Origin of the sequence: Ligilactobacillus sp. 110_WCHN (assembly GCF_030518115.1) — a bacterium.
In the GTDB taxonomy this organism is placed as follows: domain Bacteria; phylum Bacillota; class Bacilli; order Lactobacillales; family Lactobacillaceae; genus Ligilactobacillus; species Ligilactobacillus aviarius_C.
In genome coordinates this window covers 33,749-47,691 of the sequence record NZ_JAULLI010000005.1, presented here as the reverse complement: position 1 = coordinate 47,691, position 13,943 = coordinate 33,749, and the positions used below count along the sequence as shown (strand labels likewise).

At 36.4% G+C, this 13,943-nt stretch carries 15 protein-coding genes and 1 tRNA gene; 4 read left to right on the top strand and 12 right to left on the bottom strand.

Features of this window, described 5'->3' with window-relative positions; genetic code table 11:
* The first annotated feature begins 20 nt into the window (after positions 1 to 20).
* Both Q3C15_RS02920 and Q3C15_RS02915 read left to right on the top strand, forming a co-directional pair.
* On the top strand, positions 21 to 314 hold the full coding sequence (locus tag Q3C15_RS02920; protein WP_278851715.1) for a hypothetical protein: 294 nt from the start codon (positions 21 to 23) through the stop codon (positions 312 to 314).
* A gap of 66 nt (positions 315 to 380) precedes the next feature.
* Positions 381 to 887, top strand: coding sequence for a universal stress protein (locus Q3C15_RS02915; RefSeq protein ID WP_057827693.1), 507 nt, complete (start codon positions 381 to 383; stop codon positions 885 to 887).
* 66 nt (positions 888 to 953) lie between these two features.
* Here the strand turns inward: Q3C15_RS02915 and Q3C15_RS02910 are convergent, their stop codons facing one another.
* The 3 genes from Q3C15_RS02910 to Q3C15_RS02900 are packed head-to-tail and all read right to left on the bottom strand — an operon-like array spanning position 954 to position 5,786.
* Complete coding sequence (locus Q3C15_RS02910) at positions 954 to 1,820, bottom strand: ROK family protein (protein WP_283598949.1); 867 nt, start codon at positions 1,818 to 1,820, stop codon at positions 954 to 956.
* A 13-nt stretch (positions 1,821 to 1,833) separates the two neighbouring features.
* Entirely contained in the window at positions 1,834 to 4,431 is a 2,598-nt protein-coding gene (locus Q3C15_RS02905) for a glycoside hydrolase family 38 C-terminal domain-containing protein (protein ID WP_283598948.1), read from the bottom strand.
* A 17-nt stretch (positions 4,432 to 4,448) separates the two neighbouring features.
* A complete protein-coding gene (locus Q3C15_RS02900) occupies positions 4,449 to 5,786 on the bottom strand; it encodes a PTS transporter subunit EIIC (protein ID WP_283598946.1) in 1,338 nt (445 codons plus the stop codon).
* A gap of 168 nt (positions 5,787 to 5,954) precedes the next feature.
* Between Q3C15_RS02900 and Q3C15_RS02895 the strand changes: the two genes are divergently transcribed.
* Positions 5,955 to 6,671 (top strand): GntR family transcriptional regulator, encoded by a 717-nt coding sequence (locus tag Q3C15_RS02895; protein WP_283598945.1) that lies wholly within the window; start codon positions 5,955 to 5,957, stop codon positions 6,669 to 6,671.
* Between the two features lie 38 nt (positions 6,672 to 6,709).
* On the opposite strand, the gene Q3C15_RS02890 is transcribed toward Q3C15_RS02895, so the two are convergent.
* Together Q3C15_RS02890 and Q3C15_RS02885 are read right to left on the bottom strand one after the other, a co-directional pair.
* On the bottom strand, positions 6,710 to 8,161 hold the full coding sequence (locus Q3C15_RS02890; RefSeq protein ID WP_283598944.1) for a PTS sugar transporter subunit IIC: 1,452 nt from the start codon (positions 8,159 to 8,161) through the stop codon (positions 6,710 to 6,712).
* Positions 8,154 to 9,539: a glycoside hydrolase family 1 protein gene (locus Q3C15_RS02885; protein ID WP_283598942.1), complete on the bottom strand. Its 1,386-nt coding sequence runs from the start codon at positions 9,537 to 9,539 to the stop codon at positions 8,154 to 8,156. The genes Q3C15_RS02890 and Q3C15_RS02885 overlap by 8 nt, the downstream gene beginning before the upstream one ends.
* 175 nt (positions 9,540 to 9,714) lie before the next feature.
* Between Q3C15_RS02885 and Q3C15_RS02880 the strand changes: the two genes are divergently transcribed.
* Positions 9,715 to 10,428: a GntR family transcriptional regulator gene (locus tag Q3C15_RS02880; RefSeq protein WP_283598940.1), complete on the top strand. Its 714-nt coding sequence runs from the start codon at positions 9,715 to 9,717 to the stop codon at positions 10,426 to 10,428.
* A gap of 1 nt (position 10,429) precedes the next feature.
* On the opposite strand, the gene Q3C15_RS02875 is transcribed toward Q3C15_RS02880, so the two are convergent.
* The 7 genes from Q3C15_RS02875 to Q3C15_RS02845 all read right to left on the bottom strand — a co-directional run bounded on the left by Q3C15_RS02875 (position 10,430) and on the right by Q3C15_RS02845 (position 13,820).
* A complete protein-coding gene (locus Q3C15_RS02875) occupies positions 10,430 to 10,978 on the bottom strand; it encodes a DNA-3-methyladenine glycosylase I (RefSeq protein ID WP_289554525.1) in 549 nt (182 codons plus the stop codon).
* 59 nt (positions 10,979 to 11,037) lie between these two features.
* Positions 11,038 to 11,814 carry a sulfite exporter TauE/SafE family protein gene (locus Q3C15_RS02870; RefSeq protein ID WP_204778892.1) on the bottom strand — a complete coding sequence of 259 codons (777 nt, stop codon included), beginning with the start codon at positions 11,812 to 11,814 and terminating at the stop codon, positions 11,038 to 11,040.
* 275 nt (positions 11,815 to 12,089) lie between these two features.
* On the bottom strand, positions 12,090 to 12,398 hold the full coding sequence (locus Q3C15_RS02865; protein ID WP_302703991.1) for a DUF1292 domain-containing protein: 309 nt from the start codon (positions 12,396 to 12,398) through the stop codon (positions 12,090 to 12,092).
* Between the two features lie 9 nt (positions 12,399 to 12,407).
* Positions 12,408 to 12,851, bottom strand: coding sequence for a Holliday junction resolvase RuvX (gene ruvX, locus Q3C15_RS02860; protein ID WP_302703990.1), 444 nt, complete (start codon positions 12,849 to 12,851; stop codon positions 12,408 to 12,410).
* Positions 12,839 to 13,117: an IreB family regulatory phosphoprotein gene (locus Q3C15_RS02855; protein ID WP_057827688.1), complete on the bottom strand. Its 279-nt coding sequence runs from the start codon at positions 13,115 to 13,117 to the stop codon at positions 12,839 to 12,841. Before Q3C15_RS02855 ends, ruvX begins: the two co-directional genes overlap by 13 nt.
* A 215-nt stretch (positions 13,118 to 13,332) precedes the next feature.
* Entirely contained in the window at positions 13,333 to 13,629 is a 297-nt protein-coding gene (locus Q3C15_RS02850; protein ID WP_057827687.1) for a hypothetical protein, read from the bottom strand.
* A 118-nt stretch (positions 13,630 to 13,747) separates the two neighbouring features.
* A tRNA-Glu gene (locus Q3C15_RS02845) sits at positions 13,748 to 13,820 on the bottom strand.
* Between the last annotated feature and the right edge of the window lie 123 nt (positions 13,821 to 13,943).

Genomic DNA, 13,943 nt, shown 5'->3' with positions numbered 1-13,943 from the left:
GATTAGTTGGAGGAATTTCAATGTCACTAATTACGCGTATTCTGGTTATTATTTTAAGCTTGATCATTCTGTTCCTCGGGGAATACTTGTGGACTCACCGGAAAAAGCAATTTCTGGTTTTCACACCTGCTGATAAGCCGTCCCTTTCAACCACCCTTGCTGTTTTAGGCGGATGTTTGATGGTCGCTGGGCTTGCAACCCTGTTCACGAGTTTCATGGCAAATCTTGTTCCGTTTTTATGGATGATTGTAATCGATGTCATCCTTGCAACCATCATGACTTTCACCTTGTTAATTTATCTTTTCTCAAATTAATGATTTCGCTTTCTTTTTCTAGATAAATTTTGTAGAATGAAGTTGAGGATAGGAAGGTGATTATCAATGTTACAAAGTTATAAAAGTATTTTAGTCCCAATCGACGGTTCATATGAATCAGAATTGGCATTCAAGAAAGCCATTAACGTCGCTAAGCGGAACGGTGAAGACACATCGTTGCACCTCGTTCACGTTGTTGATACCCGGGCTTTCCAAAACATTTCAAGTTTTGATACCACAATGGTTGAACAGGTTACCGAAACGGCAAAGAAAACATTAAGTGGATATGCTGATGAAGCTAAAAAAGCCGGTGTGAAAAACGTTGACTTTTCAGTTGAATATGGGGCTCCAAAGGTAATCATCGCAAAAGATATCCCAGACGAAAAGAATATTGATTTGATCATGATTGGTGCTACCGGATTAAATGCCGTTGAACGGATCTTAATCGGTTCCGTTACTGAATACGTAACGCGGACAGCTCAATGTGATGTCCTGGTTGTTCGGACTGATCTTGAAAACAAACCAGCTTTAACAAAAGATTTAATTAAAGCTAATCGGCGTGAAGGATTATAATTGAAACCATACCTAAAAAGGAAGGTGTCTCAAGCGGGACACCTTCCTTTTTAATTCCAATAAAAATTAAAATTTACTTTTTTCAAAGTCAACAACTGCACCTCTCAAATTTGCATCACCAGTAAAATGACATGCTTCAACATTCGGCATTAGCGTTGCAATTGGTATTTCCTGACAAATTTCACTTAAACGTTGTTTAATCATTAAAATAAATTTTTTATTTTGTGAAATTGCACCACCAATAATGATCTTTTCGGGATCGATTGAATGCTGAATATTAAAAATTGCAGTTGCAATGCAATCAATCATCTCATCAACATATTTTTTAGCAAGCTGATTCCCTGCCAACGCCTGTTCAAAAACGTCTTTTCCGGTCATTTTCTCGCCAGTTTTTTCATTATAACGTCGTGCAAGATTTACCGGTGATCCCATTTGACTTAACGTTGAACGATTCTTTACTAATTGAAAGCCAAATTCACCGCCATATAAATGACTTCCATAATAGATATTATGGTCAATCACAATTGTTCCACCTACCCCTGTTCCAATTACAAGAAAAACCAAATTCTTACAATCTTTACCAGCACCGGCATTTAACTCTGCCAAAGCAGCACAGTTTGCATCGTTTTCAATACTTACTGGTAATTCAAATAGTTCTTCAAACACTGGAACAATTTTAAAATTATGAATATATGGAACCGCACTTGCACCTTCAATTACTCCTGTTTTCTTATTGACTGCACCAGGTGAACTAATTGCCACTCCTTGAAGATTATGAACTGTCTTAAGTGAAGTAATATATCCTTTAAGAACTTTCATAAATTCCGTTAAGTTCGATGGTGTTGAATACCTTTGACGTTCAGTTAAATGATGGTCCACCCAACACGCACACTTTATCGTAGTTCCACCAATATCGATTACTCCTAAATTCATACTATTTTTCTCCTCAGAAAATTCCTAATGTAATGATTTTCCCCTTCTCTACATTTAAAATATCATAACTAGATACGTTGGAGGCTAAAACTTCTCTTATTTTTCCATTCAAATCTAATTTTGCTACCGTTTTAGGAGACTTAAAAATTAATCGTCCCCCTTTACACAGATCTGAACCAGGATTGTATATTCTTAATTCATATCCTGTTTCATCTGTTGTTAATTTCCAACTACTTAATACGCACTCACTATCCTGTAAATTAATTTCATCTTTAAATGGTCTTAGCTTGATCGGATTACATGGGAAATATTCCAACGGTGTAACATACCGATTTATCTCCTGGCACTGATAATACAATTCATTCTGAGTAGTCTGAACCAAATACTGCCGTTGGATCTTTTGAGGATCAAATCGCTTGTCTAACAAAATTTCACCACTAAATGTCAGTTCTTTTTGCAATTGACTGTCTGGAGTCGACGTTTCATGTCGTTCAAGTCCCGACGCATCTCCTGGACGGCGTTTCATATCCGGACGTCCTAAAAAGCCAACCGATCGATATAAGGTAATTGCTAGTTGATCAAATTTTTCACCGATTACCTCATAGGATTTCATTCCATGAGTTAGGAAAGTTATACTACGTTGATCATTGTGTAAATTTGCAAAATGAAGCATTGGCCGTAAGGCAGTTGGTTCTTCATGGTACCCAATTTCTTTCCAACTATCTAAATGAGGATCGATAACATCTCGTTGGATTACTCCAAATTGAGTATCAGCATACGAGTACTCTGACGGTAAATCCGTATTAATAACCAACCGCAATCGATGATCCTTCACTGTATTTTCGACTTTCATTTTGAACCCAATTTTCGAGCTTTCTTTATCAAGCGTCAGTTCAACAAAATACTTTAGTTCCTTATTTTTTTCTTTATTTTTTCGGGCTTCTAAATCAGATGGGAGTTGCCAACTTCCTCTAATCTGCATTTTGCTGACCACTTTTCCAGCTGTACACTTCACCGCTGCACCATTAAAATTCAAATTTAATTGCCAGTCATTGTAGGCAGGCGAATAATCATAATTATCGCCTTCATCGCCCTGGTCGATAAAGGTTAAAAAGTTCGAATAACTTTTTCCTGACCTAATATCTTTCAACCGCAGCTTTCCGTCAATCATTTCAATTTTTAATCGGTTATTTTGAATTTTCTGGACCTTTTTCATTTCAGAATGCTGTTGTCTTTCTTTAATTTGCATTCTTCTTAAACTTGTTCCTTTTAAGTCGATTCTAACTGCAATTTGAGTAACATAATACTTCTCATCTTCCATTTCTGCATGATTTCGCCTTAATAAAGCAGCATTTTCAACTCGTTGATTTAAAATATCATATTCGACTTTATTTCCATCTTCATCGATTAAATCAAAATAAGGAAAACTGGTACTTACTTCAACTTCATTTACCCGTTGAACACGGAGCGGTAACGGATTATAGAAATATAAATCGGCACGGTTTGAATCACTAATACTTAACTTCCGTAATAAGTAGTCACGCACCGCATTAGCGGTCTGTAATGCAACAATTCCACGATGAAAAATATCATTGTTTGTTTTATCACTATTGCATCCTCCAGCTGAATCGTGCGCTTGACCTCGAGCAACCGTCTTCCATAAACTTTTTACAATTCCAACTTGAGACAAAATTCCACAGAACTTTGCATAAACCATTAAAGGCTCGACTTGATAAGTTAATACCCGCTCCAAGCGATCGTATACTTGTTTCAAATCATAACGTGATGAATAAATTCCGCGATGAATTTTTGAAACCGATGGATCAACATATTCTCCTTGGTAAACTGGAACAATTCTGCCTTCACTTTTCAACTCTCTAAAGAATTGAGGGTAGCTGCTTTCTTTTAAATAGGCATTTTTAACATTTCGATTAGCATCTTCAATCTTATCCTTTAAATTGAAATCAACCGCTCGTTGATCGCCTCCAACCGGTAAGGCTAAGTTTTGGTGAAGTGAATCAGTTGCAATTTTATTAATTAATTGTTGATAATTTTGACAATTAATTAATTCTCCGCCAACGTAATACCCATTTTTGATATTTACCGTGTATACTTCTGAACCATCATTTGCTCGCCATTTAAACTCGCGCGCTTTATTCTCGTATGGTAGTCCGCGCCAAAAAACAGCATCATAAATTCCAAAGCCATTATAGATCTTAGGCATGTCTTGACTTTGACCAAATGAATCAGGTAAATAACCAATTTTCATTGATTCTCCCAATTCGTTTGCCAAATTCATTCCTAATTGTAAATTTCGAACTGCGCTTTCGCCTGACGTCGTAAACTCATCAATCTGGGTATACCATGGTCCAAGAAGTAATCTTCCAGCCCGATTGTATTTCTTGATTGCATTTTTTTTATCAGGGTTAGTTTGTAAATAATCATCGACGATTGCCATTTGTCCATCTAACATATAATATTCCAGCTGATGACTCTTTAACGCTTTCAAAACCTCATCCATATGATATGCAAACTGAACTCGAGCTTCTTGGCGAGAAAAATACCATTCATAATCCCAATGAGTGTGAGCAATTACATGTACTTTTTTCATTTTATTCCTCCTTGTGATTATGCTGCCAAGTTTTCTTTAGCCATTTGCCGTTCATGTTTTTGATTCAAAATTACAAATGGAGCATAAAGAAAGACATCCAAAATTACTAATACTAAAGTTAAAATTACAGGACTTAAATGGAAAGCTCCTAAAATCCAAGTACTTACAAAAATTGGTTCGTTTCCTGAATTCATTACAACTAACGGAACAACCCAACCGATTTTTGTCACGGTGTACGAAATAATCGCATTAATAACTGGGACACAGATCCACGGAATAAACATTATCGGATTTAGGACAATTGGTAATCCGAAAATTACCGGTTCATTAATTCCAAAACACCCTGGCACAAGCGCTAACTTTGCAACTTCACGTTCTTTTTCATGCTTCTTCGTTAAAATCAGCATTGCAATAATCAATCCAAAAGTTGCACCTGAACCACCAATCATTGCATAAACGTTAGTAATTGTATTTGGGGCAATCGAAATTCCAGCAAAACTTTGAGTTTTTGCAAACAAAGCAACATTTTTTAAGAATAATGGTAACCAAAATGCAGATACAATTCCCCAAACAATATTGAAACCATGTAATCCCAAGAACCATAACAACTGTTCCATAATAATAACCACTAAAATCGCAGGTAGGCCTGTACCAACTGTTAAAAGCGGTTTGATTAAAACCGTTGAAATCAGCTGAACGATTGATGGAAATCCTAAAGCCTCAATTCCTAATCGAATCATCCCAAATAACAAAAGAATTTCAGCCATTGGAATCAATGAATAAAATGCATCAAAGACGTTTGGTGGAACCGAAGCAGGCATTTTGATTGTAAACTTACTTCGTGAAAGTTTTGCAAATAACCAAACCGACAACATTCCCACAATTAATCCAGTGAACATTCCGCCATACCCAAAGAAATCATTTGAAAATCCTTGAATAACCTTAGCCTTTGGGGTTAGATAATTCACACTGTTAGGAACCATTACGAAGTATGATGATAATGCAAGCAGCGTCGCTGTAATCGGTTTCATTTTTGAGTAACGTTCATCGCGAGATAGCTCAACTGCATATGAATAGGATGATGATAAAACAACAATAATGGCAACAATTCCTAAAGTTGCTGTTCCTAAATAACCAAATAAATTACTAATTCCAGTTAAGAAAAAATTATGAAGATGTTTAGACTTAATCAACGCATCTAATTCCATTTTAATTAAGTTTGCAAAAGACCCAACCACTGTAAACGGAATCGTTCGAATAAACGCATTTTTTATTGCTTGTAAAATCTTATTTTGATCTACCCATCCAGATATTTTTAATAATGGGGCCTGAAACTTTTCAACATCAAAGTTCATTATTTTCCCTCCCTTTTTAAAACCATGTCAAATCCAAAACTCATAATTAAGAAAACGCTTTCTAAAGATAGAATAACACATATTATAAATTTGTAAATATAAATTTTACATTTGAATATACCTTTAATATAATAATATTAATTACAAAAAGTAAAAGAGGTTTTACCCTTGAATAGTTATCGATACCAGGACATTTATTCTAAAATAAAAAAATCAATTGAAACTAATCACTACCGTGCTGGAAAGCTTCTTCCCACTCAGGAACAACTTGCAAATGAATTTAATGTAAGTCGAGTTACAATCAAAAAAGCCTTAAATTGCTTAGAAAAGGAAAATTTAATTTACACCAAACAAGGCTCCGGAACGTATGTTAAGCCCCGATTGGATAAATTCCCGGATAATGAAACATTACCCCTTGATTACCCAGTTGGCGTTACCTACTCTCATCGTGACGCCAAAATTAAAAATCAAATTTTAAAATTTGATGCTCGAATGCCATCAAAAAAAGAAAAAACTGCCCTTGAACTTAATGATTCTGATCCTGTATATGATATTCGCCGTCTTCGATTTATTAATGATAAAGTATACAGTTTAGAACACACTATTATTCCTACCAAGATTGCTCCAATTGATACAAAGATTCTTGAAGGCTCTTTGTATGATTATCTTGGCAAACGTGGCCTTAAGATTACCGATGCCCATCGAATTATCCAGGCACTGAATGCTACTCAAGAAGAGGCTGAACTTTTAAAAATTAAAGAAAATACTGCAATTCTTTCGATTAATCAAGTTTGTTATGATCAAAAAGCTCGTCCTTTTGAACTATCGCGCTCAATTTTTATTGGAAATCAAAGTAAATTTGGATTAGATGTTCATCTAGATTAAAATAGAGGCTATGGCTAGTTACACCATAACCTCTATTTTTAGTTAGCTTGCTTTTCTATTTTTTCTTCATTACTAGTTTCCTCATTCAAAAGATATTTGTCATATCTTCTAGCAAATGGCCAGTACATCAGCGTTGAAATAATCAATATAACACCCTGCCATACTGCCCACTTCCATCCACCAATAAAGAATCCTGAAATAATAATTGGAGTCGTCCACGGAGCTGCAACTCCATTTAATGGTGGTAAAATTCCGAAATAAACTGCTCCGTAGGTCAAAGCGGCAACAACTACCGGAACAAAGAAGAATGGCAATGCAAGCCATGGATTCATTACCATCGGCATTCCAAATAAAAATGGTTCATTAATATTGAAAACTGCCGGAACTGCTTCAAGTTTTCCCATTGATTTCATTTGCGTTGATTTAGCAGCAACTAAAGTAAAAATCAATAATCCAATTGTGATGCCTGAGCCCGTTAAATTAATGATATTGTTATAAAATTCATTCGTTACGATGTGAGCACCATTTACTAATGATAGTTTGTGTGCTGCATACAATGCGGCATTAGCAGTTGTATTCGGTAAAAGGAAAATCCCCGCAATTCCGCCAACAATCAAACCGCCATGAACACCAAAGAACCAGAAGAAAGTTACAGCAAATGCAATCAGGATTGCTCCCCAGAATGAATCTGACATTCCTTCCAATGGAATCTGTAAAATCTTATAGATCCATGAAAGCATATCTGTGTGCATAAACACCTTAAAGGCAGCATAAATCAACATTGAAACGGTTAAAATAACCCCTGCTGGAATCATTGCTGTAAATTGCCGTGAAACACCGGCTGGAACTTGTTCTGGCAACGTAATTTTCCAATTATGTTTAATCATGTAAGTATATGACCAGCCAACAAGCAGCCCAATAATCAACGCAGCAATCATTCCTTGGCCACCTTGAAACGTTAAATTCAATACATTTGTAACTGGCGAATTAATATATGCTTGAATTGCATGTGGAAGGTGGTGAATCTCACTTGCAACTACTGACGCCTTAGTTGTAACTACGCCAGCTGCGTTAGTAATGCCAGACTTCATTGCAGTTGCCACTGGATTTTGAACAGTTAAACTTTGTAGTAGAAAAAATGCTGACAACGCTGTTAATCCGGCAGGCAATGCATCTTCTAATCCTTCATTTTTGACATACGTATATGCAATTCCGACTACTGCCCAAATTGAAGTGAATCCAAAGGTCGTTGTATATGCTTGGTTAAAAAATACTTTCCAACCTGTTTTTGCAATAAAATTTGAAACTGCTGGAATTGGAAAATTAGCAAAAATCAAGAAAATTGATCCGATAATGATAAACGGCAATGCCGCAACCATTCCGTCTGTCATTGCTTTTACAGCTTTAGTGTTTACAAATTTCATAATTGGTGGAACAATTTTCTGATTTACAAATTCGCCAATTTTAGACTTTTTCTTTTTGTCACTCATCTAAATCATCTCCATTACTTTTAAACACCTTTTTAAACCAATAAAATGACTTTTTAGGAACCCGTTTTAAATCTTTAAGATCATGGTTCGAACGATTTACGTAAACGGCACCATAACGCTTTTCCATATTTCCTTGTGAACTTGGAATATCGATTAATCCCCATCCGAGATATCCCAACACAACTGCACCATCTTCGTTAATCGCATCCCGCATTGCCTTTATGTGGTCACGATGATAATCAATTCTGGTTTGATCATCAATTTCATGAACTCCGTCCCATTTTTCTTCCAGTCCAATTCCATTTTCAATTGGAAAAACAGGAACATGATATCGATTATATAAACCGGTAATAACATTTCGAAACCCAAGGGCATCAATATTCCATCCCCATTTTGTTTGCTGAGTATATGGGTTAGCTTCTCCACCTGATTCAAGGTAAGTATTAGGTAAAGCATCCTCCATAACTTTATGACTATTCAAGGTTGTTGATTGGTAATAGCTAAAAGCTAAAAAGTCGGATCTGGTTTGTTTAATAATTGCTAAATCATCCTTTTGAATATCCATCTTAATTTCGTGATTTTTAACCCACTGCATTACCTGAGGCGAATATTCTCCGTTAACAAAAACATCGTTTAAATTGTTATATAAAAATTCATTTACTTGATTGGCCATTAAATTATCCAACGGGTCAGATGTAGCAGGATAAACCGGGGTGTATGCCGTCATCCCGCCAATCTTCAAATCTGGATAAGTTTCATGAATATAATTAGCTACTCTTGCATGCGCTAAAATCGTGTGATGGAAAATTTGATACATTTCATCAACACAACGATCTCCATTTTCATAACCTGAAATGTTAAATACCTCATTTGTGAAATATAAGTTATGTTCATTGAACGTAATCCAATACTTCACTCTATCTGAAAAATGGTCGACCATCTTTTTTGCAAATCGAACAAAAGCATCAACTGTCTCACGCGACATAAAACCGTTCTTTTCTTGAGCAAGTTTCAACGGCATATCAAAATGATATAAACAAATCATCGGTTCAATTCCACGCTTAAGCATTGCATTAATTAACCGGTCATAAAAGGCAATCCCTTTATCGTTAAATTCACCATTTCCTGTTGGATTGACCCGTGACCATGAAATTTGGATTCGATACATATTCATTCCCATTTCCTGCATTAAATCCAAATCTTCTTCATAACGATGATATTCATCAATCGCAACATGCCAGTCTGTTGAATTATTTCCTGCTTTACGAACGTCATACACCGATGGGCCCTTCCCATCAATATTCCATGCTCCTTCGGTTTGCATGCTTGAAGTTGAGTTTCCCCAGTAAAATTTATTTGGAAAATGTGATAAATTCATAAATGAAGCTCCTTTTAAAAATATTGAAAACGTTTTCTAAAGCTAAAGTAACATCATTTTTTCATAACCACAATGCTAATTAAAATGGCTGTAAATAAATCAATTTACAGCCAAAAATTATCTTCAATGTTTTTGAATTCCTCGTTATAATATTTAAAAAGGATGTGAAAAACTAATGAGGAAAGAAAAGTTATCAGAGAATATTGCTAAATCAATTGAAAACCAAATTTTAAACGGAACATATCAATCAAAACTTCCTGGTCAACAACACCTCGCTGATAAATTTAACGTTAGTCGCGTTACCCTTAGCAAAGCACTCGATATTTTAGCTGCCAAAGGCTTAATTTCAAAAATAAACGGTCATCCAGCAATTATCAATCGAAACTGCTTTGACCGTTATCTAACCCTTGATTCTGTTAAATACCATTTTGGTCTTCAAAACAAACTCGGAGACTTTACTTCAATTCATAGTCATATTATTAGTTTTTCAACCCGCACTCCAACTAAAAAAGAACAGCTTAAGCTACATATTAATGAAAATGATTTAGTATATGATATTATCCGGCAACGGCTTATCCAAAATGAGCCGTTTCGGCTTGAATACACAATAATGCCCGTGAAAATTATTCCACATCTAACAATTGATGTCTTGAATGATTCAATTTATTCATTTATTGAACAAAAATTAAATCTCAAAATTGGGAAGGCCAACCGTGTTATTAGCGCGGATATTCCTGATGCATATGATCAAAAGTATCTTAATTGCATTCATAGTGAACCAGTCTTAAGGGTTGAACAAGTTGTCTTTCTAGAAGATGGTACTCCATTTGAATTTTCTGAATCACGGGCACGATATGATAAGGAACAAATAATTGCGGATAATGTATAACTTACCGCCATTCACAACTAATCAAATGATCATTGATCACCCCGACCGTTTCTAAATATGCATACATGTTTTTCGGGCCGATAAATGTAAACCCATAATTTTTCATTTGATGCGCTAGTTGAACTGAAAGTAAATTTTGAGATGGAATCTGTTCCGCACACTGCCACCGATGATCAACTACTTGATTCGCGGTTAACCCCCATACAATTTGATCAAGCAAGATTTTCTTTTCATGAAGCTGATTTAAAACCCGGGCATTTTGAATAACTGCCCGAATTTTTCTGCGATTTGCAATCATATACTCAACTTGGACCATTTCTTCAATCTCGCGTTCCGTCATTGCCGCCACTGACGGGACATCAAAGTCATTAAATACCCGTTTTAAAACGGAACGCCGATCCAAAATCAATTGCCATTGCAATCCTGCTTGAAATGTCATCAGCGAAAGCAGCTCAAATAAACGCTGGTCATCATGTTGCGGCTTACCCCATTCATGATCATGAAAATCAATCATGCTTTGCTTTCCATTTTCTGCCCATGAACATCTCATTTTTACATCACCTCATCTTTAAATACGAAAAACGGACCGCAAACTTGCGATCCGTTTTCCTAAATTAAATGATATGCTTGTAAAAATAATGAGATTCCGAGAATCCATGATAAAATGCAGCATACGATCCGCATTTTGCGATCAGACACGACCCGGACGATTTTCGGTCCAACAAGGCCGCCAAACCACAATCCAATCGCCAACGGAATAACATACTTCCATAAAATTGGCGCCTTAAAAAGATAAACAACTGCGCCAATCACATTTGCAAAGGCTAACGTAAAGTTCTTTAATGCATTATTGACCGCAAATGTATTCTGCCGATTAATAACGATCAAAAGCGCCAGCAAAACAACACCGCCCCCAGCACCAAAATATCCGGTATAAATACCTTCAAGAAGAATTCCTAGATAAACTGCGAGCCGTTTGCCAATGCTAACCTGCTCATCAGCAACAATCGTTTTTTGCCGCATGTTTGGAACAAGAACCATAACTCCCGCAAACATAATAAAGAATGGAACAACTTTCTTGAAAATTGTCGATGGAATCCAGAATAGCAACAGCGCTCCGAAAATCACGCCTAAAATTGATAACGGCAAAATTTGCCAGATTTGTTTTTTCTTACCATTCAATTCCTGCTTCGAAGCAATAATCGAACTGAATCCAGACGCTAATAATGAATATGTATTCGTAACGTTGGCCATTACCGGCGGCAGGCCGACCATTAATAATGCCGGGTACGAAACAAGCGATGCCAACCCTGCTGCACTGCTTGAAATTCCGGCAAGAAAGCCTGCTGGAATCAAAAATAATACTAACTTAAGTAAACTAATCATATCTCTTCCTTCACATTAATTAAAAAATTAACGCTAATATTCTACCACATTTAAAAATTAATTTTTAGGCTACTAAAAAAGAAGGTGTGACAAAACGTTAAAAACGAGCGTGGTGGAAGCAGAAAAGCGAACGAATCGCGGAGCATAGATTCGGAACTTTTCGAACTTCACTAGCTTCGCGTCGTAGCTCCGTTTGTTTTGGAACCCGATTATGCGGATATAGCAAAGAGGTTGCGACTTGTGTCACAACCTCTTTACGATTAACTTGAACATGACTATTGCATATTTTCGTCGTTTAAGAATGTATCAAGAACCCCTTCGACCATGTCCCATTCTTCATCGCTTTCAATGTCGTAAAGTTCTGCATCCTTTGCATCGCCGTTTTCATCCGGATCAAATGCAAAAGCAAGCACATCAACCTGTTCTTCTGGTTCTGAGCCAGCTGGAATTAAAAGAATATATGATTTGCCGTAATCTTCAGATTTAAACGTGAATAAAATTTCATATAAACTTTCATTTCCCTTATCATCAACTAATGTGATCAAATTATCATCATTTGATTGGTTTTGATTATTTTTTGCCATTCCTTTACCTCACTTTAGTAAGTCTACCAGTTTGCCCTTGCGATCTAAATAGTTTTGCAAGATCAACGTTGCTGCCAGTTTATCGATCACCTGATAACGCTTCTTTCGTGAAGCATCTGCTTCTTCAATCAGCATTCGCTGGGCTTCAACCGTCGTTAACCGTTCATCTTGAAAATCAATTGGCAAATTGATCTTTGCCTGTAACATCTTACCATATTTTTGAGCAGCTTCAACCCGCGGGCCGCAAGTATTATTCATGTTTTTAGGTAAGCCGATCACAAACCCGACAACTTGTTTTTTCTTTGCAAGCTCAACGACCCGGTCTAAGCCGAAAACTTCTTCGTCTTCATTGATTCGGACGATCTCTACTCCCTGTGCTGTCCAGCCCAATTGATCACTTACAGCGACCCCAACCGTTTTTGAACCGACATCGAGTCCCATTATTCGTGCCAATTGATCTTCATATCCTCTCTATCAAGGTATGAACGAACTAACTCTTCAATAATTTCGTCCCGTTCAAATTTTCGAATTAAGTTCCGCGCATTATCAGCCCGGGGAATGTATGCCGGATCACCTGAAATCAGATACCCAACAATTTGATTGATTGGATTATATCCCTTTTCTTCAAGTGCATTGTATACCGTTTGTAACGTTTGATGAATTTCTTTTTGTTCCCCCTCGTTATAATCAAAGAAAACCGTCTTATCTGATGATGCCATCCAGAACACCTCCGTAATTATTATCTAATGCCTTTATTTTACTAAACTCCCCAAACTACCTCAAATGATTTTGACTAAAATTGCCAAATGTAACAGAAATGAAAAATCATCCCTATCATTTAAATTCGCAATTCAGATTTAAATATTGAAACAAAAAGACAAGCTCTCGTTTTAATCGAAAACCTGTCTTTCATAACTTTCATCAGTCATGCTAATTAAGCATTTGCCTTTGCAAATGACTTGGCATGCTTTTTCAAATATAATAACAAATCTGTTTCGCTATTAAATTCCCGCGGGTGGTGTTGCCCATGTAAGCGGAGAATAATCTTATTGATCCGAATGCGTCCGGTCCATGTATACGTGTGATCTACAATAAAGCGGTTATTAAGCTTTTCGCCTTTTTTGCCAAACTTTAAAACATACACTTTTTCAGGCACAATTAATGGATTAACGTGCTCTTTTTCATAGTCAACGCCATGGGCTCTTAAGAAATGTTTTGTTTTCTTTAGCATGTTATTCCTCCTTATCTGCCTTTTACTCCTTTATTATACCAAGTTATCGTTCAATAAACTAAGATTTGGTTCTTGATATAAGAAAAATGCTCATAAACACGAGCATTCTCAGAGTATATCACCCGTACGGGGATCGAACCCGCAACTCCGCCTTGAGAGGGCGACGTCTTAACCAATTTGACCAACGGGCAAAGTTACTTTCTCTATTATACCCTGTCGTTAATAAAAATCAAGCTCACTTATCATAAAAATGCCGCAACGAAAAATAAATAAACATTGCAAATAATATCAGACACCACCCTAAACTCAAACAC

Bases quoted from the DNA above. Each gene is read 5' to 3' on its own strand.
- Q3C15_RS02920 (WP_278851715.1), top strand. From the start codon at position 21: ATGTCACTAATTACGCGTATTCTGGTTATTATTTTAAGCTTGATCATT.
- Q3C15_RS02915 (WP_057827693.1), top strand. From the start codon at position 381: ATGTTACAAAGTTATAAAAGTATTTTAGTCCCAATCGACGGTTCATAT.
- Q3C15_RS02910 (WP_283598949.1), bottom strand. From the start codon at position 1,820: ATGAATTTAGGAGTAATCGATATTGGTGGAACTACGATAAAGTGTGCG.
- Q3C15_RS02905 (WP_283598948.1), bottom strand. From the start codon at position 4,431: ATGAAAAAAGTACATGTAATTGCTCACACTCATTGGGATTATGAATGG.
- Q3C15_RS02900 (WP_283598946.1), bottom strand. From the start codon at position 5,786: ATGAACTTTGATGTTGAAAAGTTTCAGGCCCCATTATTAAAAATATCT.
- Q3C15_RS02890 (WP_283598944.1), bottom strand. From the start codon at position 8,161: ATGAGTGACAAAAAGAAAAAGTCTAAAATTGGCGAATTTGTAAATCAG.
- Q3C15_RS02885 (WP_283598942.1), bottom strand. From the start codon at position 9,539: ATGAATTTATCACATTTTCCAAATAAATTTTACTGGGGAAACTCAACT.
- Q3C15_RS02880 (WP_283598940.1), top strand. From the start codon at position 9,715: ATGAGGAAAGAAAAGTTATCAGAGAATATTGCTAAATCAATTGAAAAC.
- Q3C15_RS02875 (WP_289554525.1), bottom strand. From the start codon at position 10,978: ATGAGATGTTCATGGGCAGAAAATGGAAAGCAAAGCATGATTGATTTT.
- Q3C15_RS02870 (WP_204778892.1), bottom strand. From the start codon at position 11,814: ATGATTAGTTTACTTAAGTTAGTATTATTTTTGATTCCAGCAGGCTTT.
- Q3C15_RS02865 (WP_302703991.1), bottom strand. From the start codon at position 12,398: ATGGCAAAAAATAATCAAAACCAATCAAATGATGATAATTTGATCACA.
- Q3C15_RS02855 (WP_057827688.1), bottom strand. From the start codon at position 13,117: ATGGCATCATCAGATAAGACGGTTTTCTTTGATTATAACGAGGGGGAA.
- Q3C15_RS02850 (WP_057827687.1), bottom strand. From the start codon at position 13,629: ATGCTAAAGAAAACAAAACATTTCTTAAGAGCCCATGGCGTTGACTAT.